General features: G+C 67.4%; 26 protein-coding genes. 11 read left to right on the top strand and 15 right to left on the bottom strand.

Features of this window, described 5'->3' with window-relative positions:
• Nucleotides 1-3: 3 nt before the first annotated feature.
• Nucleotides 4-1461 carry an amidophosphoribosyltransferase gene (purF, locus tag SPHPH_RS0106335; RefSeq protein ID WP_028965933.1) on the bottom strand — a complete coding sequence of 486 codons (1458 nt, stop codon included), beginning with the start codon at nucleotides 1459-1461 and terminating at the stop codon, nucleotides 4-6.
• A gap of 131 nt (nucleotides 1462-1592) precedes the next feature.
• Between purF and hisI the strand changes: the two genes are divergently transcribed.
• Genes hisI through SPHPH_RS0106315 form a run of 4 tightly spaced genes read left to right on the top strand, consistent with a single transcriptional unit; the run spans nucleotide 1593 to nucleotide 4699 of the window.
• Nucleotides 1593-1958 (top strand): phosphoribosyl-AMP cyclohydrolase, encoded by a 366-nt coding sequence (gene hisI / locus SPHPH_RS0106330; protein ID WP_028965932.1) that lies wholly within the window; start codon nucleotides 1593-1595, stop codon nucleotides 1956-1958.
• A complete protein-coding gene (locus SPHPH_RS0106325; RefSeq protein ID WP_028965931.1) occupies nucleotides 1955-2440 on the top strand; it encodes a hypothetical protein in 486 nt (161 codons plus the stop codon). The genes hisI and SPHPH_RS0106325 overlap by 4 nt, the downstream gene beginning before the upstream one ends.
• 32 nt (nucleotides 2441-2472) lie before the next feature.
• Nucleotides 2473-2892, top strand: a complete 420-nt coding sequence (locus SPHPH_RS0106320; protein WP_028965930.1) for a MerR family transcriptional regulator — start codon at nucleotides 2473-2475, stop codon at nucleotides 2890-2892.
• 4 nt (nucleotides 2893-2896) lie between these two features.
• Nucleotides 2897-4699, top strand: a complete 1803-nt coding sequence (locus tag SPHPH_RS0106315) for an acyl-CoA dehydrogenase C-terminal domain-containing protein (RefSeq protein ID WP_028965929.1) — start codon at nucleotides 2897-2899, stop codon at nucleotides 4697-4699.
• A 340-nt stretch (nucleotides 4700-5039) separates the two neighbouring features.
• Here the strand turns inward: SPHPH_RS0106315 and SPHPH_RS0106310 are convergent, their stop codons facing one another.
• Together SPHPH_RS0106310 and SPHPH_RS0106305 are read right to left on the bottom strand one after the other, a co-directional pair.
• Nucleotides 5040-5285, bottom strand: coding sequence for a hypothetical protein (locus SPHPH_RS0106310; protein WP_037489251.1), 246 nt, complete (start codon nucleotides 5283-5285; stop codon nucleotides 5040-5042).
• A gap of 75 nt (nucleotides 5286-5360) precedes the next feature.
• The gene (locus SPHPH_RS0106305) at nucleotides 5361-6119 is read right to left on the bottom strand and encodes a metallophosphoesterase family protein (RefSeq protein ID WP_028965927.1); all 759 of its coding nucleotides are present in this window, start codon (nucleotides 6117-6119) and stop codon (nucleotides 5361-5363) included.
• 166 nt (nucleotides 6120-6285) lie between these two features.
• Between SPHPH_RS0106305 and galU the strand changes: the two genes are divergently transcribed.
• Nucleotides 6286-7155 carry a UTP--glucose-1-phosphate uridylyltransferase GalU gene (gene galU, locus SPHPH_RS0106300; RefSeq protein ID WP_028965926.1) on the top strand — a complete coding sequence of 290 codons (870 nt, stop codon included), beginning with the start codon at nucleotides 6286-6288 and terminating at the stop codon, nucleotides 7153-7155.
• 3 nt (nucleotides 7156-7158) lie between these two features.
• Here the strand turns inward: galU and SPHPH_RS0106295 are convergent, their stop codons facing one another.
• Genes SPHPH_RS0106295 through SPHPH_RS0106265 form a run of 7 tightly spaced genes read right to left on the bottom strand, consistent with a single transcriptional unit; the run spans nucleotide 7159 to nucleotide 13199 of the window.
• Nucleotides 7159-7920: a HesA/MoeB/ThiF family protein gene (locus tag SPHPH_RS0106295; protein ID WP_028965925.1), complete on the bottom strand. Its 762-nt coding sequence runs from the start codon at nucleotides 7918-7920 to the stop codon at nucleotides 7159-7161.
• The gene (locus SPHPH_RS19075) at nucleotides 7920-8282 is read right to left on the bottom strand and encodes a hypothetical protein (RefSeq protein WP_051272873.1); all 363 of its coding nucleotides are present in this window, start codon (nucleotides 8280-8282) and stop codon (nucleotides 7920-7922) included. Before SPHPH_RS19075 ends, SPHPH_RS0106295 begins: the two co-directional genes overlap by 1 nt.
• Nucleotides 8279-8728 (bottom strand): dUTP diphosphatase, encoded by a 450-nt coding sequence (gene dut / locus SPHPH_RS0106285; protein WP_028965924.1) that lies wholly within the window; start codon nucleotides 8726-8728, stop codon nucleotides 8279-8281. The genes SPHPH_RS19075 and dut overlap by 4 nt, the downstream gene beginning before the upstream one ends.
• Nucleotides 8718-9896 carry a bifunctional phosphopantothenoylcysteine decarboxylase/phosphopantothenate--cysteine ligase CoaBC gene (gene coaBC, locus SPHPH_RS0106280; protein WP_028965923.1) on the bottom strand — a complete coding sequence of 393 codons (1179 nt, stop codon included), beginning with the start codon at nucleotides 9894-9896 and terminating at the stop codon, nucleotides 8718-8720. The genes dut and coaBC overlap by 11 nt, the downstream gene beginning before the upstream one ends.
• Nucleotides 9893-10939 carry a hypothetical protein gene (locus tag SPHPH_RS0106275; protein ID WP_028965922.1) on the bottom strand — a complete coding sequence of 349 codons (1047 nt, stop codon included), beginning with the start codon at nucleotides 10937-10939 and terminating at the stop codon, nucleotides 9893-9895. The genes coaBC and SPHPH_RS0106275 overlap by 4 nt, the downstream gene beginning before the upstream one ends.
• Nucleotides 10933-12471, bottom strand: a complete 1539-nt coding sequence (ubiB, locus tag SPHPH_RS0106270; protein ID WP_028965921.1) for a 2-polyprenylphenol 6-hydroxylase — start codon at nucleotides 12469-12471, stop codon at nucleotides 10933-10935. The genes SPHPH_RS0106275 and ubiB overlap by 7 nt, the downstream gene beginning before the upstream one ends.
• Nucleotides 12468-13199, bottom strand: a complete 732-nt coding sequence (locus tag SPHPH_RS0106265) for a class I SAM-dependent methyltransferase (protein WP_028965920.1) — start codon at nucleotides 13197-13199, stop codon at nucleotides 12468-12470. Before SPHPH_RS0106265 ends, ubiB begins: the two co-directional genes overlap by 4 nt.
• Before the next feature lie 46 nt (nucleotides 13200-13245).
• Here SPHPH_RS0106265 and mutM point away from each other — a divergent pair, with 46 nt between their 5' ends.
• The 3 genes from mutM to dnaA all read left to right on the top strand — a co-directional run bounded on the left by mutM (nucleotide 13246) and on the right by dnaA (nucleotide 16259).
• A complete protein-coding gene (gene mutM / locus SPHPH_RS0106260; RefSeq protein ID WP_028965919.1) occupies nucleotides 13246-14061 on the top strand; it encodes a bifunctional DNA-formamidopyrimidine glycosylase/DNA-(apurinic or apyrimidinic site) lyase in 816 nt (271 codons plus the stop codon).
• Nucleotides 14062-14158: 97 nt separating this feature from the next.
• Nucleotides 14159-14422 (top strand): 30S ribosomal protein S20, encoded by a 264-nt coding sequence (rpsT, locus tag SPHPH_RS0106255; protein WP_028965918.1) that lies wholly within the window; start codon nucleotides 14159-14161, stop codon nucleotides 14420-14422.
• Nucleotides 14423-14870: 448 nt separating this feature from the next.
• Nucleotides 14871-16259: a chromosomal replication initiator protein DnaA gene (gene dnaA / locus SPHPH_RS0106250; RefSeq protein ID WP_037488185.1), complete on the top strand. Its 1389-nt coding sequence runs from the start codon at nucleotides 14871-14873 to the stop codon at nucleotides 16257-16259.
• Between the two features lie 165 nt (nucleotides 16260-16424).
• Here dnaA and SPHPH_RS0106245 read toward each other — a convergent pair whose 3' ends face one another.
• The 4 genes from SPHPH_RS0106245 to secB all read right to left on the bottom strand — a co-directional run bounded on the left by SPHPH_RS0106245 (nucleotide 16425) and on the right by secB (nucleotide 19995).
• Nucleotides 16425-16712 carry a PspC domain-containing protein gene (locus SPHPH_RS0106245; RefSeq protein ID WP_028965916.1) on the bottom strand — a complete coding sequence of 96 codons (288 nt, stop codon included), beginning with the start codon at nucleotides 16710-16712 and terminating at the stop codon, nucleotides 16425-16427.
• 149 nt (nucleotides 16713-16861) lie between these two features.
• A complete protein-coding gene (trpS, locus tag SPHPH_RS0106240) occupies nucleotides 16862-17869 on the bottom strand; it encodes a tryptophan--tRNA ligase (RefSeq protein ID WP_028965915.1) in 1008 nt (335 codons plus the stop codon).
• A gap of 8 nt (nucleotides 17870-17877) precedes the next feature.
• The gene (gene murJ / locus SPHPH_RS0106235; protein ID WP_028965914.1) at nucleotides 17878-19464 is read right to left on the bottom strand and encodes a murein biosynthesis integral membrane protein MurJ; all 1587 of its coding nucleotides are present in this window, start codon (nucleotides 19462-19464) and stop codon (nucleotides 17878-17880) included.
• Nucleotides 19465-19491: 27 nt separating this feature from the next.
• Nucleotides 19492-19995 carry a protein-export chaperone SecB gene (secB, locus tag SPHPH_RS0106230; RefSeq protein WP_028965913.1) on the bottom strand — a complete coding sequence of 168 codons (504 nt, stop codon included), beginning with the start codon at nucleotides 19993-19995 and terminating at the stop codon, nucleotides 19492-19494.
• A gap of 191 nt (nucleotides 19996-20186) precedes the next feature.
• Between secB and SPHPH_RS0106225 the strand changes: the two genes are divergently transcribed.
• The 3 genes from SPHPH_RS0106225 to SPHPH_RS0106215 are packed head-to-tail and all read left to right on the top strand — an operon-like array spanning nucleotide 20187 to nucleotide 22665.
• Nucleotides 20187-20831, top strand: coding sequence for a Tim44/TimA family putative adaptor protein (locus SPHPH_RS0106225; protein WP_028965912.1), 645 nt, complete (start codon nucleotides 20187-20189; stop codon nucleotides 20829-20831).
• A gap of 27 nt (nucleotides 20832-20858) precedes the next feature.
• Nucleotides 20859-22157, top strand: coding sequence for a murein transglycosylase A (gene mltA / locus SPHPH_RS19070; RefSeq protein WP_420329289.1), 1299 nt, complete (start codon nucleotides 20859-20861; stop codon nucleotides 22155-22157).
• Nucleotides 22132-22665: a Smr/MutS family protein gene (locus SPHPH_RS0106215; protein ID WP_028965911.1), complete on the top strand. Its 534-nt coding sequence runs from the start codon at nucleotides 22132-22134 to the stop codon at nucleotides 22663-22665. The genes mltA and SPHPH_RS0106215 overlap by 26 nt, the downstream gene beginning before the upstream one ends.
• Here the strand turns inward: SPHPH_RS0106215 and dapE are convergent.
• On the bottom strand, nucleotides 22648-23781 hold the full coding sequence (gene dapE / locus SPHPH_RS0106210; RefSeq protein ID WP_028965910.1) for a succinyl-diaminopimelate desuccinylase: 1134 nt from the start codon (nucleotides 23779-23781) through the stop codon (nucleotides 22648-22650). The two genes, SPHPH_RS0106215 and dapE, sit on opposite strands and share 18 nt — an antisense overlap.
• Nucleotides 23782-23787: the final 6 nt, after the last annotated feature.

Below are 23787 nucleotides of genomic sequence, written 5' to 3'. Positions count from 1 at the left end.
GCGTCAGATCACCCGCTCGTCGAGCATCGCCAGTTGGTCGACCGCGCTTGATTCGTCATGGTCGGTCAGCGTGGTCGGATAGTCGCCGGTGAAGCAGGCGTCGCAATAGCGTGGACGCCCGTCGGCGCGCTGCGCCTCGCCCAGCGCCTTGTACAGCCCGTCGATCGACACGAACGACAGGCTGTCAGCGTGGATGAAGTCGGTCATCCCGCCCAGATCCAGCTTCGCAGCCAGCAACTTGGCGCGCTCAGGCGTGTCGACGCCGTAGAAGCAGCTGTGCCGCGTCGGCGGCGAGGCGATCCGCATGTGCACCTCCGCCGCGCCGGCCTCGCGCATCATCTGCACGATCTTGAGCGACGTGGTGCCGCGAACGATCGAATCGTCGATCAGCACGACCTTCTTGCCCTGAATCAGCGCGCGGTTGGCATTGTGCTTGAGCTTCACGCCGAGGTGCCGAACCTTGTCGCCCGGCTGGATGAAGGTGCGCCCGACGTAATGCGAACGGATGATCCCCAGCTCAAAGGGAATGCCCGATTGCTGCGCATACCCGATCGCCGCCGGCACGCCCGAATCGGGCACCGGAATGACCAAATCGGCATCCACCGGCGATTCGATCGCCAGCTGCGCACCGATATTCTTGCGCACCGAATAGATCGAATGATCGTCGACGATCGAATCGGGGCGCGAGAAATAGACCCACTCGAATATGCACGGCCGCGCCGCCACCTGCTCGAACGGACGAATCGAACGCAATTCGCCGTTCTGGACGATCACCAGTTCGCCCGGCTCGACCGACCGCTCGAAGGTCGCACCGACGACGTCGAGCGCGACGGTCTCGCTGGCGAAGATGTACGTCTCGCCCAGCTTGCCCATCACCAGCGGCCGGATGCCGAGCGGGTCGCGGCACGCGATCATGCCGTCGGGCGTCATTACGATCAGCGCATAGGCGCCCTCGACCTGCTTCAGCGCATCGATGAACTTGTCGAGCAGCGTCCGATACTGGCTGGTCGCGACGAGATGGATGATCGTCTCGGTATCGGAGGTCGACTGGAAGATTGACCCGCGCCGCACCAGCTCACGCCGCAGCCGCATCGCATTGGAGATGTTGCCGTTGTGCGCGATCGCGAACCCGCCCGACTGCAATTCGGCATAGAGAGGCTGGACGTTGCGCAGTGCAGTCTCGCCGGTCGTCGAGTAGCGGACGTGCCCGCAGGCGACATCGCCGGCGAGCGAGCGGATGACGTCGTCACGGTCGAAATTGCCCGCGACATGCCCCATCGCGCGATGCGTGTGGAAGACATGGCCGTCGAAGCTGGTGATGCCCGCGGCCTCCTGGCCGCGATGCTGGAGCGCATGGAGGCCGAGCGCGACGAGCGCCGCCGCGCCCTCCGAGCCGGAGGCACCGAAGATGCCGCATTCCTCATGCAGATGATCGTCGTCGAACGGATGTGTGGTCAGCATAAGCGGTGGGAGGCTCGCGTTGTGCGGGGCCGCATATAGCGACCGTCGCGCAAATGTCATCAACCGCGCGGGAGCGATCGGCGATATCGCGCGTTGTGAGCCGCCCGCCGCTGTTCTACGCCGGGCACGACATGAGCGATCCACGAGAGAATGGCAGCGATTTCCTGCCCAAGTTCGATGCTGCGGGTCTGGTGACCGCGGTGGTGACCGATCGGGCCAGCGGGGCGGTGCTGATGGTCGCGCATATGGACGCTGCCGCGATTCAAGCGACACGCGCCAGCGGAGAGGCGACCTTCTTCTCACGCAGCCGGCAGCGGCTTTGGAAGAAGGGCGAAACCTCGGGTAATGTGCTGCGCGTCGTCGAGATGCGCGTCGATTGCGATCAGGACGCGTTGTGGATCGTCGCGGACCCCGTCGGACCGGCCTGCCACACCGGCGCACCGAGTTGCTTCTATCGTCGATTGACCGACTCGGGGTTGGAGCGCGTCGACGGATGAGGCGCGGCGCGGTGCTGCTGGTATCGCTGCTGACCGCCTGTTCGCCCGCCCGCGATTCGCGTGAGGATGATACCGCCGGACGGGCGCTGGAGGTGGCCGCGCGCCATGCCGGGATCGTCAGCGACGTGGCGGAGGCGGCGGGCGTGTATGCCGTCGGTGAGGATCGATTGTGCCTGACCGGCACGGCGCCTCGCTATCGCATCGGGGTCAGCGTCGACTTCGGCGAAGGGCAGCGTTGCCTGGCCCACGGCAGCGCGCAGGGTCGTGGCGATCTGGCGATCGACTTCGGTGATGGCTGCCGTTTCACTGCAACCCGCAATGGCGATCGTCTGCTCTTCCCCGTCCGCACCCCGGCGGCGTGCGCGCGATCATGCCAGGGTCGCGCGACCCTCGACACGCTCGCGTTCGACCGTCTCAGCGAGGCGAGCGGCGAGGCCAGCCGGTTGCGTGGTGCCGACGGGAAGTTGCTTTGCGCCGATTGACGTTCACGTAAAGGGAAGGTATGTCCAGCTCCATGAGCGCTTCTGCTGCCTATGCCGTTGTTTCCCCGCGGCCTGACCGCGAGAGCTTCACGATCACCGATCTGTCGGCGGAGTTCGGCGTCACGCCGCGTGCGCTGCGCTTCTACGAGGACGAGGGGCTGATCGCGCCCGAGCGGCGCGGGCTGGTCCGCATCTATTCGCATCGCGACCGGGCGCGGCTGGCGTGGATCCTGCGCGGCAAGCGCGTCGGGTTCAGCCTCGCCGACATTCGTGAGATGATCGACCTCTACGATCTCGGCGACGGGCGCCAGACGCAACGCGCGGTGGCCATCCAGCGCTGTCGCGACCGGATTGCGGCACTGGAACAGCAGAAGCACGACCTCGACGCCGCCATCACCGAGCTGACCGAATTCGTCGGCGTGCTCGATGGTGGCGCAACCAGGAAAGAGTGAGACGATGCCGCAGTATACGCCGCCGATCCGCGACACCCGCTTCGTGCTCGAACATGTCGTGGGGCTGGATCGCTACGCCAACGTCGCGGGCTTCGGCGCGGCGACGCCCGACACGGTCGATGCGGTGCTGGAGGAGGGTGGGCGCTTCGTGGCCGAGGTGCTGTTCCCGCTCAACCAGTCAGGCGATCAGGAAGGCTGCACGCGTCACGAGGATGGCAGCGTGACGACGCCGAAGGGCTTCAAGGAAGCCTATGCCAAGTTCGTCGAATCGGGCTGGGGCACGCTCAGCGCGCCGGAGGCGTTCGGGGGGCAGGGGATGCCGCACGTCGTCTCGACCGCGTTTCAGGAATATATGATCTCCGCCAACATGGCCTTCGCCATGTACCCGGGCCTTGCGCATGGCGCGATCGCCGCCTTGGTCGTGAAGGGCAGCCCGGAGCAGCAGCAGAAGTATCTGCCGCGGATGGTGTCGGGTGAATGGGGCGGCACGATGAACCTGACCGAGCCGCAATGCGGCACTGATCTTGGGCTGATCCGCACCCGCGCCGAGCCGCAGGCCGATGGCAGCTACAAGATCACCGGAACCAAGATCTTTATCTCGGCGGGCGAGCATGACCTGACCGACAACATCATCCACCTCGTTCTCGCCAAGACGCCGGGCGCACCGGACAGCTCGAAGGGCATTTCGCTGTTCGTAGTGCCAAAGATGCTGGTTAACGACGACGGGTCGCTGGGTAAGCGCAATGCGGTGTCCTGCGGCTCGATCGAGCACAAGATGGGCATTCACGGCAATTCGACCTGCGTCATGAACTATGACGGGGCGACCGGCTGGCTGGTCGGCGACGAAATGAAGGGGCTCGCCGCAATGTTCATCATGATGAACGCGGCACGGCTCGGCGTCGGCCTGCAGGGGCTGGGCGTTGCGGAGACCGCTTACCAGAACGCGGTGCAATATGCGCAGGATCGACGGCAGGGCCGCGCGCTCACCGGTCCGGCCGAGCCGGGTGAGAAGGCGGATACGCTGTTCGTCCATCCCGACGTTCGCCGGATGCTAATGGACGCCAAGGCATGGACCGAGGGTCTCCGCGCCTTGTGCCTGTGGGGCGCGCTTCAGGCCGATCTCGAGCATAATGCCGATGCCGAGGAAGATCGTCAGCTGGCGGGCGATCTGCTCGGGCTGCTGACTCCGGTCATCAAGGGTGTGGGCACCGATCGCGGTTATCAAATCGCGACCAACGCGCAGCAGGTTTACGGTGGCCATGGCTACATCCGCGAATGGGGGATGGAGCAGTACGTCCGCGATGCGCGGATCGCGATGATCTACGAAGGCACCAACGGCGTGCAGGCGATGGACTTGGTCGGGCGCAAGCTCGCGCAGAACGGCGGCCGCGCGGTGCAGGCGTTCGGACGGCTGGTGATGGAGGAGATCGCGGCCGGCAAGGCGAACCCGGCGGTCGCCGATCTGGCGCAGCGGCTCGAGAAGGCGGCCGGCGAATTGCAGGCTGCGACGATGTGGTTCCTTGCCAACGGCATGAAGGACCCAAACAACGTCGGTGCGGGCGCGGTGCCGTATATGCATCTCGTGGGTACGATCGCCACCGGGCTGATGTGGCTGCGCATGGCGACCGCGGCGGCGAAGCTGAAGGACGAGGGGCAGGGCGATGCCGCGTTCCTCGACGCCAAGCTGGTCACCGCTCGCTATTTCGCCGAGCGGGTGCTGCCCGAGGCGGGTTCGCTGCGTCGTCAGATCGAGGGGGGCGCTGAATCGATCATGGCGCTGTCGCCGGAGATGTTCGCGGCGGCGTGATGTAGGGCTGCGGGCGTGCGCGAGGAAGCACGGCCCGCATTCCCATCATTGCGAGCGTAGCGAAGCAATCCAGGGCGTCTCGGTGCAGCCCTGGATTGCTTCGCTGCGCTCGCAATGACGTCTAGTCGGTGGCGACTTTAAGTACCAATGCAGACATCGGACCGACGTCCAGACCAACGCTGGACTCCCTCGAAACGGAGTTGGTCCGGTACCGCGCGTCTCCGTCCACGCCACCAGCCAAGCCTACGATCTCAGGCGTCTAAATAACCCGCCGGACAACAGACAAAAAAATAGCGGCCCGAAGGCCGCTATTCCTTACCCCCGAAGGAGTCAGGTCAGCTTAGTTGCTGTCCGAGCTGTCGTCTTCGTCAGCGACGACGACGATGCCGGCCACAACAGCCGCAGCCGCCAGAACCGCAACGATCACGCCGCCACCGGCCAGCTCGTTCTTCTTGGCCGACGGGGCCGAAGCGCGAACCGACTTGGCGACCGACAGGCTCGCCGCCGAGTTGGCGGGCGCAGCCATCGCCGGAGCAACCGCCATCGTGGCGGCAGCAGCAGCGAGCATATACTTCGCAATACGCATGATGAACTCCCTTTGCGTGCAGGCCATCTCATAGCCGCGCGTGCGCAAAATGCAAGCGCGGATTGCCGCGGTGCATCATGTGTTCAGGATCCATGTTTCACGATCCTCGATGCCGAGCGCGGTCAGCTTTCCCGAGGCATAAGCGCCTGTATCAACGCCGATCCGGTTCGCGCGACGATCGACTTCCGGTGTAATCGTGTGTCCGTGGACGATCATCTTCGGCAGTGCGCCGCGGTATCCGAGGAAGCTGTCGCGGATCCAGCGCAAGTCGCTCGGCTTCTGTTCGTCGAGCGGCAATTCCGGGCGAACGCCGGCATGAACGAAGGCGTAGTCGCCAGACACGATCATGTCCTCGAACCCTTCGAGGAACGACCGGTGCGCAGGCGGCACCAGCGCCGCCAACCGCTCGGCAAGCTGCGGATAGTCGAGCGAATCATAGTCGGCGCGGTCGATGCCGTAGCTGAGCACGGTTTCCTTGCCGCCGACGCGGCAGAACATCCGCAGCGCGTCCTTCGCGCCGTCCAGCGCGTGCAGGAACAGCTCCTCGTGATTGCCCTTGAGGAAGCGGACCCGCGGTCGCTGCTGCGACAGGGTCAGCAGTCGCTCGACCACGCCGGCCGAATCGGGGCCGCGATCGACCAGATCGCCGAGGAAGATCAAGGTCGTCTCGGCCGGCGCGCGCCTCGCATCATCGGCATCGATCATCGCCAGCAATCGCTCCAGCTCGTCACGGCAGCCGTGAATGTCGCCGACGGCGTAGATGCGGGTGCCCGTCGCCGGGGCGAAGGTGGGCGTGGCGGCGACACGGGACGAACGAAGCAGCTTCTTGAGCATGGAAAACGCAAAGACCAGCGATGTCGGGATGGAGCGGGTGCTTAGGCCGATCGTCCCGTCACCGCAAGCATCACCCTGCCTGCCGCGCGGGATCCGAACCGTTACGCTAACGAATTGCGATCCTTGCCGCCCCCCGGTAGAGAGCCGGCGCCAACAGGAGGACCGAATGACCATCAAGCCGGTACGCAAGGCGATTTTCCCAGTGGCGGGGCTCGGCACCCGTTTCCTGCCCGCCACCAAGGCGATGCCCAAGGAGATGCTGACGGTCGTCGACAAGCCGCTGATCCAGTACGCAGTCGAGGAAGCGCTGGAGGCAGGGATCGAGCAGATCATCTTCGTCACCGGGCGCGGCAAGGGCGCGCTGGAGGACCATTTCGACATCTCGTTCGAACTCGAAACGACGATGCGCGCCCGCGGCAAGAGCCTGTCGGTGATCGAGAACATCCGCCAGCAGCCCGGTTCGCCGGTCTATGTCCGCCAGCAGGAGCCGCTCGGGCTCGGCCATGCGGTGTGGTGCGCGCGCGACATCGTCGGTGACGAGCCGTTCGCGGTGCTGCTGCCCGACGAGCTGATGGTCGGCACGCCGAACTTCATGGCGCAGATGGTGCAGGCCTATGACAAGGTCGGCGGCAACGTCATCGGCGCGCTGGAAGTCGCGCCTGAGGAAACCGACAAATACGGCATCATCTCGCCGGGCGCCCGCGACGGTGCACTGACCGAGGTGACGGCGCTGGTCGAAAAGCCCGCCAAGGGCAGCGCGCCGTCGAACCTGATGATTCCCGGCCGCTACATCCTACAGCCCGAGGTAATGAAGATCCTCGACGCCAAGGAAAAAGGCGCCGGCGGCGAGATCCAGCTGACCGACGCCATGGCCAAGCTGATCGGGCAGCAGCCGTTCCACGGCTTCACCTTCAATGGTGAGCGGTTCGATTGCGGCGACAAGACCGGCTTTGTCACCGCCAATCTCGCGCTGGCGATGGCGCGTGGCGATATCGGTCCGGCGGTGCGCGCCTTCGCGGAAGCGCGGCTCGGCTGATCCTTACCCGCGTGTCGCGCCGCATGCGCGACACGCGGGATCGGGCGGCAGCGCCAGCGTGCGAAACCGCAGCGAGAGGAAGTCGAGCAGCATGAGCCGCCCGGCGCTGTCGTCGCCGAACGGCGCGATCTGGCGGATCGCCTCCAGCGCGGCCATGCTGCCGACGATCCCGGTCACCGGGCCGAGCACGCCTTCCTCGGCGCAGGTCAGCGCATCACGCGCGGGCGCGTCGCCGACGAAGCAGCGGTAGCAGGGCTTGTCCGCTTCCCAGCCGCGATAGACACCAAGCTGTCCCTCGAACCGTCCGACCGCCGCCGACACCAGCGGGATGCGGCGCGCGAGCGCGGAATCGGCGACGAGCAACCGCGTGTCGAAATTGTCGCAGCCGTCGACGATCACCGATGGCGCATCCTCCAGCAATGCGCCGATAGTCTCGCTGCCAACCCGCGCGACGACAGCATGGGCTACAACGTGCGGGTTGAGGCGGGTGACGAGCTCGGCGGCCGCCTCCGCCTTTGGACGGCCGATGTCGGTGGTCACGAACAAGGTCTGTCGTTGCAGATTGCTCAGATCGACGCGATCATCGTCGACGATCGTCAGTCGACCGACGCCGGCCGCCGCGAGATACTGGATCACGGGCGATCCAATCCCGCCGGCGCCGATGACGAGAACGTGTGCGCGCGCCAGGCGTAACTGCCCGCTGCCGCCGATCTCTTGCAACACGATGTGCCGCGCATAGCGGGCGAGTTCGTCGGGGCCGAGCATTACGGCAGCGTCAGCGCGACCGTGGTGACGTACCAGGTGTCGGCGGCGACCGGCCGCGTCTTGTCGCGGGCCGCGCGCAAGACGATCCCGGCGGCGAATTGCTCGACCGACGGACAACCGATCGCGCGCGGCACGATCCGGCGCACCTGACCGGCCTGCGTGACGAGCACGACGAGGTCGAGCATCCGTTCTTCGGGCGAAAGCTCACATCGCGCCGCCAGCACCTCGCGCCGCACGAATTCGGTGAGTTGCGTAGGCGGCGCGGCAGCCAGACCGAGCTGCAAGCGAGGCAGCGGCGCCCAGTCGGTCGGCGGATTGAGCGAGGGCGCCTGCCCGAGCAGCAGGAGCGCGGCGAGGATCATCTGCCCGTCGACCCGAAGCCGCCACTCCCGCGGTCAGTCTCGTCGAGCGTCTCGACCTCGACGATCGCCGCCGCGGTGACCGCGGCGGGGACGAGTTGCGCTATCCGCTCGCCGCGTCGAACGTCGAAAGGTTCGGTGCCAAGATTGGCGAGGATCACCTTGATTTCGCCCCGATAATCCGCATCGATCGTGCCGGGCGTGTTGAGGCAGGTGATGCCATGTTTCAACGCCAGGCCAGAGCGCGGGCGGACCTGCACCTCGAACCCTTCGGGAATCGCGATCGCGAAACCGGTCGCGACTGCGGCGCGTCCGCCGGGGGGGAGCGTCACGTCCTCGGCGGCGACCACGTCCATCCCGGCGGCACCTGTGGTGGCGTAAGCGGGGAGCGGCAAGCCCTCGCCATGCGGCAAGCGGCGCAGCGCGATCCTGATCGGTTCAGAGCGCATCGGCAATCCTGTCGGCAAGTCGTTCGGCGACATCGATTTTTGGCAGGCGTTCCCAGCTTTCGATGCCATCGGCGGTCACGAGGTGGACGGTGTTGGCATCGCCGCCCATGACGTCGCCAGAGACGTCGTTCGCGACGATCCAGTCGGCACCCTTGCGCCGCCGCTTGGCCTGCGCATGGTCGAGCACCTGTTCGGTTTCGGCCGCAAATCCGATCAGCAATCGCGGCCGACGTGGATCATGCGCCAGCGTGGCGAGAATGTCCACATTGCGGGCGAGTTGAAGCGGGGCGGGGGCGTCGTCACCCTTTTTCAGCTTCTGCGCGGCGACGGTGACGGTGCGCCAGTCGGCGACCGCAGCGACCATGACCGCGGCATCGGCGGGCAGTGCCTCTTGGACGGCCCTTGCCATTTCCGACGCCGTTTCAACATTTTGACGGATGACATCCGCAGGTGTCGGCAGGTCCACAGGGCCGGCGATCAGCGTCACCCGCGCGCCCCGTCGCGCGAGGGCTGCGGCAATCGCAAAGCCCTGCTTCCCTGAAGACCGATTGGCGATGTAGCGCACCGGATCGATCGGCTCGTGCGTCGGCCCGGCGGTGACGACCACATGCCGTCCCTCCAGCGTGCGCCGCTGCGGCGTAAGGGCTGCCGCGATTCTCGCGACGATCGCCGGAATCTCGGGAAGGCGGCCGGGGCCATATTCGCCGCACGCCATCGCGCCCTCGTCGGGCGCCATCACCGTCACGCCGTCACTGCGCAGTTGGGCGACGTTGCGCTGCGTCGCCGGATGCAGCCACATGCGGACGTTCATCGCCGGCGCGACCAGCACCGGCTTGTCGGTGGCGAGCAGCAGCGTCGTCGCGAGATCGTTGGCGAGACCACCCGCCATCCGCGCGATCAGATCGGCCGTCGCGGGGCAGACCACCACCAGATCGGCCTCGCGGCTCAATCGGATATGGCCCATCTCCGCCTCGTCCTTCAGGTCCCACAAGGTGGTATGGACCTTTTTCTCGCTCAGCGCCGCCAGCGTCATCGCGGTCACGAAATGCGCGCCGCCATCTGTCAAGACGCAGCGCACCTCGTGCCCTGCGCCGCGCAGCGCCCGGATCAGCTCGCACGCCTTGTAAGCGGCGATGCCGCCGCCGACGATCAACAGGATCCGGCTCATCGCGTTACCCTCGTCACGGTGATGCGGCGTCGGTCGAGCGCCGCGCGCGCCAGAGTCGCAATCGCCGCGGGGACGAGCGCCAGACCCGGCGCGACCAGCGGGATCGCCAGCGTCGCCGAGCGCCATCCCAGCATACTATCGAGCGCGACACTTGCGACCAGCAGGGCAACGACACGCAGCCCGAGCGGATCGGTGACAGTCGCCCAGCCGAATGCGGCGAGCACTACCAGCGGTGCGGCAATCGCGCCCGGTACATCGGGAAAAGCCGCGCCGATCAGCCGCGCCACGGCGTGATCCGCAATCAGCGGGGTGGCGTGAGCGGGCGTCGGCCGGAGCGCGTGCAGATGCAGGGCGAAGGCGAGCGCGGCAATGCCCAGCCCGACCAGCCAGAGCAGCGGCTCGCGCCGGTCGCCGTCGAGCAGCGCCATTGCCGCCATCACCGCCAGTGTCATCAGCGCGGCTGGGTCGATCAGCGCCGCCGCGCAGGCGACCGCTACCGCCGCCGTCACGCGCCCACGCGCGCGCGCCACCACTGCGATCGCGGACAGCAACGCCGCCGCAGCCGCATGCGGCGCGGCCAGCCACAGAGCGGCCGTCGCGACGATCCCGAAGCCGAGCAGGCTGACTATCAGCAGCGCCCCCGCGCTTCGCGCCAGCAACGCGCCAAGCCGCAAGCCCCCGATCCACAGCAGCGTCGTCAATCCCGCCGCGACCAGCGCCGTCAGCCCCCACACCGGCAGCGCTGCCGCCACGACGGCCAGCGTCGATGGCAGCGCCCGCGCGGCGCGCGCATCGGGTTCGGTGCGCAGCAGGTCGCGCGCCGCGTCATAATAATCCCCGCCGTGTCGCAGCGTCGCGACGATCGCGTCGTGCAGGAACTCGGGTGGCGTGATCGCGGTGGGCACGAACATTGCGGTGGCGAGCACCGCCACCAGCAATCCGGCCAATGCCAGGCGCGCCGAGACGCGACCGATCCCGACCAGCCGGTCGGGGGTCACCAGCCAGCGCGAGGCTGTTCCGGTTCGCCCCGGCGCGGCTACCATCCGCCCGCCAGCATCATGCCCGCGACGCCCGCCAGCACGCCGAGCGCGCCGACCAGTGCGTAGCGCCACCCGCCGCCGACGCGAACGCGTTCGATCTCACGCAGCGGCGGGCGCGGTGGTGCGCCGCCGGGGGCGGGGAAGCGCGCCTCGATCCGTCGCACCAGCTCGGGCAACCGCGCCAGCGTCCGCACATCCGCGACCAACCGGTCGGCGATCGCCGCCTCCGGCCCCAGCTCGGTGCGGATCCAGTCCTCGACCAGCGGCGCGGCGGTCACCCAGAGGTTGATGTCGGGATCGAGCCCGGTGGCGACTCCCTCGACCATCACCATCGTCTTTTGCAACAACAGCAGGTGCGGCTGCGTCACCATGTCGAAGTCGCGCGTGATCCCGAACAGGCCGTCGAGCATCATCCCGATCGACATGTCCTTCACCGGCAGGCCGCGCATCGGCTCGCCAACCGCGCGCAACGCGGTCGCGAACTCCTCGACGCTGTGGTGCGAGGGGACATATTGCGCCTCGAAATGAATCTCGGCGACGCGCCGGTAATTGCCGGTGATCAGGCCGTAGAGGATCTCGGCAAGCCAGACGCGCGCGCGCCGGTCGATCCGCCCCATGATCCCGAAGTCGATCGCGGCGACGCAATTGCCGGGCAGCGCGAACAGATTGCCCTGGTGCATGTCGGCATGGAAGAAGCCGTCGGCGATCGCCTGGCGCAGAAAGGCATGGACCAGCACGCGCGCCAGCTCGGGCAAATCGTAGCCCGCCGCGACCAGCGCCTTGCGGTCCGACAATTTGATGCCGTCGATCCACTCGATCGTCAGCACCTTGCCGGTGGTGCGCGCCCAGTCGACCGCGGGGACAAAGAAGTTCGGCTCCGAGGTCATCGTCTCGGCCAGCTCGGACGCCGATGCCGCCTCGCGCGTGAAGTTCAGCTCGCGCGCGGTCCAGCGCTTGAACGTTTCGATCACCAGCCGCGGCTGGAGCCGCGCGATCTCACCGCTCATCGGCTCGATCTGCGCCGCGGCCCACTCATAGGTTTCGATCGCGCGCGCGAAATCCTCTTCGACGCCGGGGCGCAGCACCTTGACCGCCACGCGCCGTCCGTCGGTGGTGATCGCGCGGTGAACCTGCGCGATCGACGCTGCGCCGACCGGCACTTCCTCGATCTCGGTGAACAGCGACTCCAGCGGTCGCCCGAAACTGCCGCGCATCGTCTGCGCGATCGTCGCATAGGGGACGGGCGGCACCGCGTCCTGCAAGCGCAACAGGTCGGCGGCCGCCGCATCGCCGACCAGATCGGGGCGCGTGGCGAGCGTCTGGCCCAGTTTGATCGCTGCCGGCCCCAGTGCCTCGAACGCATCGGCGTAGCGCGGCACCTCGGGCACGCGCGCGCCCAGCCGCGCGAGGCGCAGCAACCGGCGCAGCCGCGGCGGCGTATTGAGATCGCGCTCCAGCCCACGCAGTGCGCCGTGGCGCGCCAGCGTCCGGCCCCACTTCAGGAGCCGCCAGGTGTGGACGAGCGAGGAGGTCAAATCTTCCAGCCGCTATGGATCGCGACCAGCCCACCCATGATCGGCTCGACCTTCGTCTGGACGAACCCGGCCTCGCCGACCATCCGCTCGAACGTCGGCATGTCAGGGAAGCGGCGGATCGACTCGATCAGATAGCGATAGCTGTCGGCGTCGTTGGCCAGCAATTGCCCCAGCTTCGGCACCAGATGATGCGAGTAAGCGTCATAGACTTCGGCGAAGCCCGGCCAGACGTTGGTCGAGAATTCGAGGCAGAAGAACCGCCCGCCACGCCGCAGCACGCGATGCGCCTCGCGGAGCGCCTTCGGAATGTCGGTGACGTTCCGGATGCCGAACGCGATCGTATAGGCGTCGAAGAAGCGATCCGGGAAGGTCAGCGTCTCGGCATTGGCCTCGGTCCACACCAGCCCGTCAATCCCGCGCTGCTGCGCGCGGCCGATCCCGACCTCCAGCATCTCGGGATTGATGTCCGCGACCGTCACCGATGCGCCGTTTCCGGCGAGGCGGAAGGCGATGTCGCCGGTGCCACCGGCCATATCGAGAATCTGCTCGCCCGTGCGCGGCTTCACGCGGCGCACGAAGCGATCCTTCCACAACCGGTGCATGCCGCCGGACATGGCGTCGTTCATCAGGTCGTAGCGGCTGGCGACATTGGAAAAGACCCCGCGCACGCGCGCGGTCTTTTCGGTCGGGGTGACGTCTTCGTAGCCGAAGGAGACGGTTTCGCTCATGTGCGCCGCTCTAGCCGCCATGCGACCGACCGGCTAGGGGGCAGAGATGCCGGAATTGCCAGAGGTTGAAACCACCGTGCGGGGCCTGCGCCCGGTGCTGGAGGGACAGGTGCTGACCCGCGTCGAGCCGCGCCGCGACAATCTGCGCCGCGCCTTTCCCGCCGACTTGCGCCAGCGACTGACCGGCGCGCGCGTCACCGGGCTGCGACGGCGCGCCAAATATGGCGTGATCGATACCGACCGTGATGATTCGCTGATCTTCCATCTCGGTATGTCGGGGCGGTGGCGCGTGGATCCGACCGAGTTGCTGGCGCACGACCATCTTCTTCTGGCGACCGAGGCGGGGCGCGTGCTGGCGCTCAACGATCCGCGGCGGTTCGGGTCGGTCGATCTGCTGCCGACTGCCGAGGTCGCGGACTTCCCCGCCTTCCGCCTGCTCGGTCCGGAGCCACTGGGCGATGAGTTCACGCCCGAGCATCTGCACCACGCGCTGGCGGGGCGGCGGCTGTCGATCAAGCTCGCGCTGCTCGACCAGCGGATCGTCGCCGGCCTCGGCAATATCTATGTCTGCGAGGCGCTGTACGATGCGCGGATCGATCCGCACACGCCCGCCGGTACGCTCGATCAGCCAGCGCTCGCGCGGCTGGTGCCAGCGGTGCAGTTGGTGCTGGAGGCGGCGATCGCGGCAGGCGGGTCGACGCTGCGCGATTATGCGCGCCCTGATGGCGAGCTGGGCTATTTCTCGAAGCAATTCGCGGTCTACGGCCGGGCCGGCGAGCCGTGCGCGTGCGGCGGCACGGTGGAGCGTTACGCCGAGGGCGGACGCTCGACCTTCTGGTGTCCGAACTGCCAGCGGAGTTGACGGTGACGCAGGGGCGGGCTATGGGCCGCGCCTTACGAGGGTGCAGGGCTTACCCAGCGCCTTTTTCCATCGATTCGAAACTTATCAGAGGACGTTCATGGCGAACACGCCGCAAGCCAAGAAGCGCATCCGCCGCAACCAGCGCCGGGCCGAAATCAACGGTGCCCGTGTCGGTCGCATCCGTACCTTCGTGAAGAAGGTCGAGGCCGCGCTGGCAGCGGGTGACAAGACTGCGGCGACGACCGCGCTGGCAGCGGCGCAGCCGGAAATGCAGCGCGGCGTGGCGAAGGGTGTGCTTCATCGCAACACCGCCTCGCGCAAGTTCTCGCGCCTGACCAAGCGGGTTGCCGCGCTGGCGTAATGCCTGCGTTTTATCGCGTATCGGAACGCCCGTCGGGACCATCCCGGCGGGCGTTTTTGCATGTGCGAACTTCGGCCTGAGGAACAAAAAGGCACTTGGCAGAAACGCTTGGAATCCCCGCGATTCGCGGAAGTTGCGGATCGATGACCGCTAGGAAATGCGAGTAATCTCAGAGGCTTATGAGAAATATGACGCATTTGTGCCGCTGATGGCGAGTCAATCCGCTTTATTTCGGAATCGTACCCGTTGGCGGGGTTGATCGACTCACCCGCCTGTTCCTAATCCTGTCGAACCGCGCCGCCGTCCGTGCAGCGTGGCACAAGAACAATGTTCGGATGCCAACGCGCTAGGGGCCGCGGGCAGGGGGACGTTTGACTTTGCGAATGATGGCACCGCGATCGGTTGGTTCGCGGCGGCAGGAGAGACGTGCGTGACGCATTTGGATGGAATGGATGACGGGATTAGCGAACTGGCACGGGCGTGGGCCCGGGTCCGCGCCAACCTGCGCCGTTCCGCTGGCACGCGCGTGTTCGACCAGTGGCTCGCGCCGATTGCACTGGCAGAGGGCGATGATGCGACCGACGTTCGCCTGACGCTGCCGTCGGCGTTTGCGACCAATTGGGTGAAGAGCCACTACGCCGATCGTCTGCTTCACGAATTTCGTGCGGTGCTCCCGGGCGTGCGCAGCGTCGCAATCGACACCGTCGCCCGGGCCGCGGCGCCCGTCGTGCTTGCTGCCCCCGCGCCGGCCTCGGCGCCCGTGCCGGCGGCCGCCCCGACTGTTGCAGCGCCCTCGAGCGGCGCCGCCGTCGATCGGCCGTCGCTAGACGCGCGCCTGACCTTCGATCGTTTCGTCGTCGATGCCTCGAACATGGTCGCGCTCAACGCCGCGCAGGCGCTTGCCGCGCCCGGGCCGGTCCGGTTCAGCCCTTTGTTTCTCCACGGCGGCACCGGGCAGGGCAAGACCCACCTGATGAACGCCATCGCGCATCGCTTCCTCGCGGATCACCCGCAAGCGCGGGTGATGCTGATGTCGGCCGAGCGCTTCATGTTCGAGTTCGTAGCCGCGATGCGCGCGCGCGATACGTTCGCGTTCAAGGCGAAGCTGCGCGGCTGCGACCTGCTGCTGATTGACGACTTGCAGTTCATCGCTGGCAAGGACGTGACGCAGGACGAGTTCTTCCACACGGTCAACGAGATCATGGCGGCGGGCAAGCGGCTGGTGATCGCCGCCGATCGTGCGCCGCAGGCGCTGGACGGAATCGAGGCCCGCATCCTCAACCGGCTGGGGTCGGGACTGGTCGTCGACATCCGCCCGTCGTCGCCGGAGCTGCGCCGCACCGTGCTCGCGCGCCGGGTCGCCGAAATGCCCGACGTCCGCGTACCGGCAGCGGTGCTCGACCTGCTGGCCGAGCGGATCACCTCCAGCATTCGCGAGCTGGAGGGCGCGCTCACCCGCGTCACCGCCTATGCGATGCTGACCGGGCAGACGATCGATCTCGACTTCGCGACGCAGACGCTCGGCGACATGTTGCGCGGGCATCAGCGTCGGGTAACGATCGATCAGATCCAGAAGCTGGTGTGCGAGCATTTCGAGCTTAAGCCGCTCGATCTGCTCTCGGCACGTCGCGCCAGAGCGATCGCCCGTCCGCGACAGATTGCGATGTATCTCGCCAAGCGCCTCACCACCCGCTCGTTGCCGGAGATCGGCCGCAAGTTCGGCGGTCGCGATCACTCGACGGTGATCCATGCGGTGCGCCGGATCGAAGAATTGCGCGACAGCGACCGTGAGGTCGATCAGGCGGTCCATGTGCTGCTGGGACAGCTGGACGCCTGACGCAGTTCGTCAGTTCGGGCTTTATCCTGAAGCGTCATTGCGAGCGTAGCGAAGCGATCCAGCGAGTCCTGGGCCGAATCTGGATTGCTTCGCTCCGCTCGCAATGACGGAAGGATGATCCAACCTACGTCACTAAGCCTCTGCGACGCCGCAGCAGCCGGGCGATCAGGCCGCCTGCCGATATTCCTCTTCATCCGCCTCATTCGCCGCCGTGGCCGGCACGTCGGTCGCCACCGCCCGCCTGCGGTTCGGGAAGAGCAGCCGACTGACCAGCACCAGCACGCCTAGCGCGACATAGGCGAGCAACACCTTCTCGAGCGAGAACAGCAGCGCGACCGCGAAGCCGAGCCGCAGCCAGAGCGGATTGAACCCGAAGTCTTCGCCAAGCGCGGCACACACGCCGAATAGATTGTCGCGGGGGGCAGCAACGAGGGTGGTGGTGTGATCGGTCATGTCTCGCTCCATTGTTGCGAGACGCTCAGCAAGACCGATGCCAAATGCGCAAAGCGCCGTTTTCCGCTGGATTTATGACGATCCGCCGGCAGCTACCGGTGACATTTGCCGAAACTTGGCGCGTGACATGGCGTTACGCGCCAACCGGATCAGACCAGCAGCCCCATCGCTTCCTGTGCGCGATGCAGGGTCGGTGCCGCCAGTTCAGCCGCACGCTCGGCACCATCGCGCAGGATCGCGTTGATCGCGCCGCGATCGTTCAGCAGCCGCAGCATCTCATCGCGGATCGGGCCGAGCCTGGCGACCGCCAGATCGGCGAGGTCGGGCTTGAACTGCCCGAAGCCCTTGCCCGCATAATCCGACAGCACCGCGTCGGGCGTGCGATCGGCCAGTGCCGCGAAGATCGTCAGCAGATTGCGCGCTTCGGGCCGCCCCTCCAGCTCCGCGACCGTGGCGGGCAGCAGATCGGGGTCGGTCTTGGCCTTGCGGAACTTGTCGGCGATCACCTCGTCGCTGTCGACCAGCTTGACGACCGATTGTTCGGACGGGTTCGACTTCGACATCTTCGCACCCGCATCGCGCAACGACATGATGCGCGGCGCGGCCTTGCTGACCAACGGCTCGGGCAGGGTGAACAGCTCGGTTCCGTAATCGGTGTTGAACTTGGTCGCGATGTCGCGGGTCAGCTCCAGATGCTGCTTCTGATCCTCGCCGACCGGAACGTGCGTCGCATTGTACAGCAGCACATCGGCCGCCATCAGCACCGGATAGTCGTACAGCCCGACCGACGCGCCCTCACGGTTCTTGCCGGCCTTGTCCTTGAACTGCGTCATGCGGTTCAGCCAGCCGACCCGCGCGACATTGTTGAGCAGCCACGCCAGCTCGGCATGCGCGGGCACGCGCGCCTGATTGAACACGATCGAGCGCGCCGGATCGATCCCGGCGGCGATCAGCGTCGCGGTCATCTCGACGGTGTTGGCGGTCATCTCGGCCGGCGCGATGAACTCGGTCAGGCCGTGGAGGTCGGCGATGAAATACATCGTCTCGCCGCCCGACGCCTGGATGTCGTCCTGCATCGCCACCCACTGCTTCACTGCGCCGAGGTAATTGCCGAGGTGGAGGTTGCCGGTCGGCTTAATGCCGGAGAGGACGCGCATGTTGGTCATCAGGTAGAAGCTCTGCGACGAAGGAGGGTTTTGAGATCGGCGAGGCGATACGCCCCGGTAACGACGCACGCCAGCGCATAGATCGCGACACCCGCGCCGACGAGGACGGTCAAGGCAAGCGCGCGAATGACGAAGCTGCCGGTCAGATACGGGGCGACGAAGGGCGCTACCAGCAACAGCGCCCCGCCCATCAGCAGCGCGGCGAGCGCAAGACGCGGCACCTTGCGCCTGACCTGCGGGTCGAGCGCGAAATGCCCGCGGCGCACCAGCACGACATAGAGCGACACGACGTTGACGGTCGAGGCGAGCGCGGTCGCCAGCGGTGGACCGATCTGCCCGATATTCCAGTGCGCCAGCGTCGGGATTAGGATCAAATTGCCAACCAAATTGATCGCGACCGAGTAGAGCGCCAGCCGCACCGGCGTCTTCGTGTCGGCGCGCGCGTAGAAGCCGGGTGTGAGGACCTTGACCAGCACATAGCTCGGTAGCCCCAGCGAGAAGGCGGCGAGCGCCTGCGCCGCGCGCACCGTATCGCCGCTGTCGAACGCGCCGTGCTGGAACAGCCCGCGCACGATCGGCTCGGCGGCGAAGACGAACGCGGCGGTAGCGGGCAAGGTGAGAAACAGCGCGAGTTCGAGCCCGCGGTTCTGCGTCTCCATCGCTTCCGCCTCGCGGCCCTGCGACAGCAAACGCGACACGACGGGCAACAGGATCGTTCCCAGCCCGATCCCGATCAGCCCGAGCGGCAACTGGTTCAGCCGGTCGGCATAATAGATCGCCGAGATCGACCCCGCCGACAGCAGCCCGCCCGCCAGCGCGGTCGAGATCGCGAGGTTGATCTGCGCCGCGCCCGCGCCGGTCGCGGCGGGGACGATCAGCTTCAGCATCTGCTTGACGTCGTCGTCGATGCGCGGGCGGCGCAGCTTGAGGCTCACGCCCGCGCGTCGGCACGCCCACCACAGCCATGCGAGTTGCAGCGCGCCGCCGACCGTGACCGAGATCGCCTGCGCCCGCGCGGTCGCATAGGGATCGCCGCCGTGGAAGAAGATCAGCGCGCCGACCATCGCGATGTTGAGCAGGATCGGCGCGGCGGCATTGACCCAGAAGCGATGCAGCGAATTGAGGATGCCGCCAAGCAGCGACACCAGCGAAATCAACAGCAGATAGGGGATGGTGAAGCGCGACAGCATCACCGCGAAGGCGAATTGCTCCGGCGTCGGATGCTGGCGGTCGAACCCGCCGGACAGCGCCCATGTCAATGGCCACGCCGCCGCTAGCATCAGCGCGGTCATCACCAGCAGCACCGGGAACAGCAGCGCCAGCGCGCGCTCGGCGAAGTCGATTCCCGCCGCGGTCCCGCCGCCTTCCGCGACCTTGCGGTTGAACAGGGGAATGAACGCGGCGGAGAAGGCACCCTCCGCGAACAGCGCGCGGAACATGTTCGGCAGTCGGAAGGCGACGAAGAACGCGTCCGAGGCGAAGCTCGCGCCGACATAGCTGGCCTGCAACGTGTCGCGCACCAACGCGAGTACGCGGCTGACCAAGGTCAACCCACCGATCGATCCCAAAGCGCGGGCGAGGTTCATCCGCCGATCCTCACCCGCTCGTGTGGCTTACGCCTGACCGGCGTCTTCGGCGCCGAACGACACGCCCTGCGCCTGTGCCTGCTGGAGGAACAGCGCGTTGAAATCGATCGGCTCGAGCAGTAGCGGCGGGAAGCCGCCGTCGCGGATCGCATCGGCGACGACGCGGCGCGCGAACGGGAACAGCAGGCGCGGGCCTTCGCCCAGCAGGAACGGCTGGACATGATCGGCCGGCACGTTGCGCAGCCCGAACAGCCCGGCATAGGACAGCTCGGCGATGAACGCGGTCTTGCCGCCGGTGGTGGCGCGCACCTCGATCTTCAGCGTGACCTCGTGGACCTCGTCGGCGACCTGCGCCGCGCCGATGTCGAACTGCACGTTGATCTCGGGCGCTTGCGGCTCCTGATAGATCGCGGGCGCGTTCGGGTTCTCGAACGACAGATCTTTCACATATTGCGAGATCAGCCCCGCGGCCGGCGCCGTGTCGGCCCCGTTGGCGAGCGGTTCGCCGCCGGCATTGCTGAATTCGTCCATCGTCCTACCCCTATCGTCAGGCCAGGCGCGCGCCGGTGCGGCGCCGCGCGGGAAAGTGTCGGGCGGTTAGCAGCGCCCCGCGGACGTGACAATCGCGGATGCGCGGTGCGGCGGATACAATAGGCGGGTTGGGCGATTTGATGTTCGGTGCCCACGCGCCTATGTACGCACACCAGCTTACTGGAGTTGCCGTGTTCTACGTTGTCCTGCTCGCCATGGTCGCCGGCTTTCTGGCGCTGCGACTCTATTCGGTTCTGGGCAAGCGCTCCGGCCATGAACAGCCGCTGCCCAAGCCCGCCGAGGAGCGGGTGGCGTCGGTGGCGGTGCCCCGCGCGATCGAGCCCGCCGCCGAGATGCGCGAGCCCGCGACGCGGCCGTTCGACACCGCGACCGAGCCCGGCCTGCGCGCGATCGTCTCCGCGGAGCCGAGCTTTGACGTGACGCGCTTTCTCGAAGGCGCCAAGTCGGCATATCGTATGATCCTCGAAGCGTTCTGGCGCGGTGACGAGACGGCGCTGCGCGATCTGGTCAGCGACGACGTCCATGCCGCCTTCGCCGAGGCGATCGAGACGCGCAACGCGCAGGGGCAGGTTCTCGACAACCGTCTGATTGCGATCGAGCGTGCGACGATCGTGTCGGCGGGCGTGGCGAACGGCGAGGCACGTGTCGCGGTGCGCTTCGATGCCGACATCGCCGCGGTGACGCGCGATGCGGACGGCAATGTCGTTGCCGGCTCGACCAGCGACGCGGTGCAGACGCATGACGTCTGGACCTTCGTCCGTACCGTCCGCGCCTCGGACCCGAACTGGATCCTCGCCGACACCGACGAAGCCTGAGCCGAAAACGACAAAGGGGGTAGGGGGTTGCGGAGCAAAGCGACGCTCGCGGTGGCGGGCGCCCTGTTGATGGCTGGCTGCGTCGGGCCGGGCGGACGTTCGGTGCCGCCAGCTCCCGCCGCTCGCCCGGTCGCGACGCGCCCAGTGCCGACGACCTTGCCGTCGCGACCGTTGGCGGTGCGCCAGCCGGTCGCATCGGTGCCGCTTCCGGCGTTCGCCGCGACGGTCGCACCCGGCGCCACCAGTGCGGCGATGGCCGGTCTGACCCCGGCGGTCGATCTGACGACCGTTCCGCTCGATCCCGCGCAGGCAGGCGCCGCGCTCGCCGCTTTCCGCATCTCGTGCCCCAGCCTCGTGCGCCGCACCGACACGTCGGGGATGACGCTCGGCAGCGACTGGCAAGCCGCCTGCACAGAGGCGACGCGCACCGATCCGTCCGCCGCGACCGCGTTCTTCCAGCGCTGGTTCGAGGCGGTGCAGGTCGGCGACGGCCGCGCCTTCGCTACCGGCTATTACATCCCCGAAATCGCTGGCTCGCGCCGTCCGCGTGCCGGCTATGCGCCGATCTACGGACGACCCACTGATCTGATCGAGGTCGATCTCGGCGCGTTCTCGCCGACCTGGACCGGCAAGAAGATCCGCGGGCGCGTCGACGGCATGGCGCTGGTCCCCTATTTCAACCGGACTGCGATCGAAGAGGGCGCGCTGAACGGCCGCGCACCGATCCTCGGCTATGCCGCCGATCCGGTCGAGCTGTTCTTCCTTCAGGTGCAGGGTTCGGGGTTCATCCGGCTCGACGAGGGCGGGGTGCTGCGCATCGGTTATGACACGCAGAACGGCCGCGATTACACCGGGATCGGCGCGCTGATGAAGAGCCGCGGGCTGCTCGGCCCCGGCCAGTCGTCGATGCAGGGGATCGTCGCGTGGCTCCACGCGCACCCCGACGAGGGCCGCGCGATCATGCGCGAGAACAAGAGCTATGTCTTCTTCCGCGAGCTGACCGGCGCCCCGCAAGGCGCGCTCGGCCTGCCGGTCAGCGGAGGCGCGACCGTCGCTGCCGATCCGAAGTTCGTGCCGCTCGGCGCACCGGTGCTGCTGTCGATGGATCGCACCGACGCCAACGGCATCTGGATCGCGCAGGACACGGGCGGCGCGATCAAGGGCAGCAACCGTTTCGACACCTTCTGGGGTGCGGGCGAGGAAGCACGCGCGATCGCCGGCGGGATGAGCGCGCGCGGCACCGCCTTCGTATTGCTGCCCCGCGGCAGCTACGCGCGCTGGCGAGCAGGGCAGGCGGCCAGTGGCGGCACGACGCCTCGGCCCTGACGAGGAAGCGCTGTGGGCGCGGGTGCGCGCGACCGTGCGCGCGATGCCGGGGCGCAAGGTCGCCGCGCCGTCGCTCGACCGGTTGCCGCTGCCCGCGCCGATGAAGGCGATGTCGGCCCCCAGCGTTCCTACGCCGCTCCCGTCCCACGCGCGTCGTGAACCGGGCCATACACTCGACGGTGGATGGGATCGGCGGCTCGCGGGCGGGGTGGTCGCCCCGGATCGCACGATCGATCTTCACGGTCACACGCTGGCCAGCGCACATGCGGCGCTAGAGATCGGGCTGGGACAGGCGCTGATGCACGGCGACCGGGTGATCCTGCTCGTCACCGGCAAGCCGCCGCGACCCGAAAGCCAGCGCCCGCATGCGCGTGGGGCGATCCGCGCTGCGATCCCCGACTGGCTGCGGCTTTCGGCCTATGCCGGGATGATCGCCGCCGTCCGCAACGCGCACCCGCGCCACGGTGGGGCCGGCGCGCTGTATGTGGTGCTACGCCGCCGCCGCTGAGAACGCGCGGCGGATGATGTGTTCGTAGATGTTGGCCAGTTGTTCGAGATCGGCGATCGACACCGCCTCATCGGCCTTGTGCATCGTCGCGTTGAGCAGCCCGAATTCGACCACCGGGCACAAGGCGCGCAGGAAGCGCGCATCGGACGTCCCGCCCGTGGTCGACAACTCGGGCGTCCGGCCGGTCACGTCGAGGATCGCGGCAGAGACCAGCGCGGAGAGCGGACCGGGCTCGGTCAGAAACGCTTCGCCCGAGATCCGCGGGGTGACGATCGCCTCCGGCGCATGGCGGTGCACGATCGCCGCGACGCGCCCCGCGAGGTCCTGCCCGCGCTGAAGATCGTTGAAGCGGATGCTGACGCGCGCGGTCGCGCGCGCCGGAATGACGTTGGTCGCCGGGTTGCCGACCGTCACGTCGGTGATCTCGAGGTTCGACGGCTGGAACCAGTCGCTGCCCTGATCGAGCACCAGCGCGTCCAGTTCGGCAAGGATCGCGACCAGCCGCGGGATCGGATTGTCGGCCAGATGCGGATAGGCGACATGCCCCTGCCGCCCCGGCACCTCGATCCAGATGTTGACCGAGCCGCGCCGCCCGATCTTCACCATATCGCCCAGCACTGCGACCGAGGTCGGCTCGCCGACCACGCACAAATCGGGGCTGACGCCACGCTCGCGCATGCGCTCGATCAACGAAACCGTGCCGAACGTCGCTGGGCCTTCCTCGTCGCCGGTGATGATCAGCGTCAGCCGCCCCGCGTCGGTGGAAATGCGTGCCGCCGCAGCGATGAACGCCGCGACCGCGCCCTTCATGTCGACCGCTCCGCGCCCGATCAGCAAGCCGTCACGCAGGTGCGGCGCGAAGGCATCGGCGCTCCACCCGTCGCCCGGCGGGACGACATCGACATGGCCGGCGAAGGCGAGATGCGGCCCTTGCGTCCCGCGCGTCGCGAGTAGGTTCTCGACCGGACCATCGGGCGCATCGCCGATGATCCGCCGCTCGACCGCGAAGCCGAGCGGTACGAGCGCTTCCTCCAGTACGTCGAACACCGGCCCACGCGCGGGGGTGACGCTTTCGGCACCGATCAATAGGCTGGCGAGTTGAACGACATCGATCAACAGGAG

The sequence above is a fragment of the Sphingomonas phyllosphaerae FA2 genome (assembly GCF_000427645.1).
Taxonomy (GTDB): Bacteria; Pseudomonadota; Alphaproteobacteria; order Sphingomonadales; family Sphingomonadaceae; genus Sphingomonas; species Sphingomonas phyllosphaerae.
Note: the sequence above shows the minus strand (reverse complement) of the source record. Positions and strands in the feature narration are given on the sequence as shown.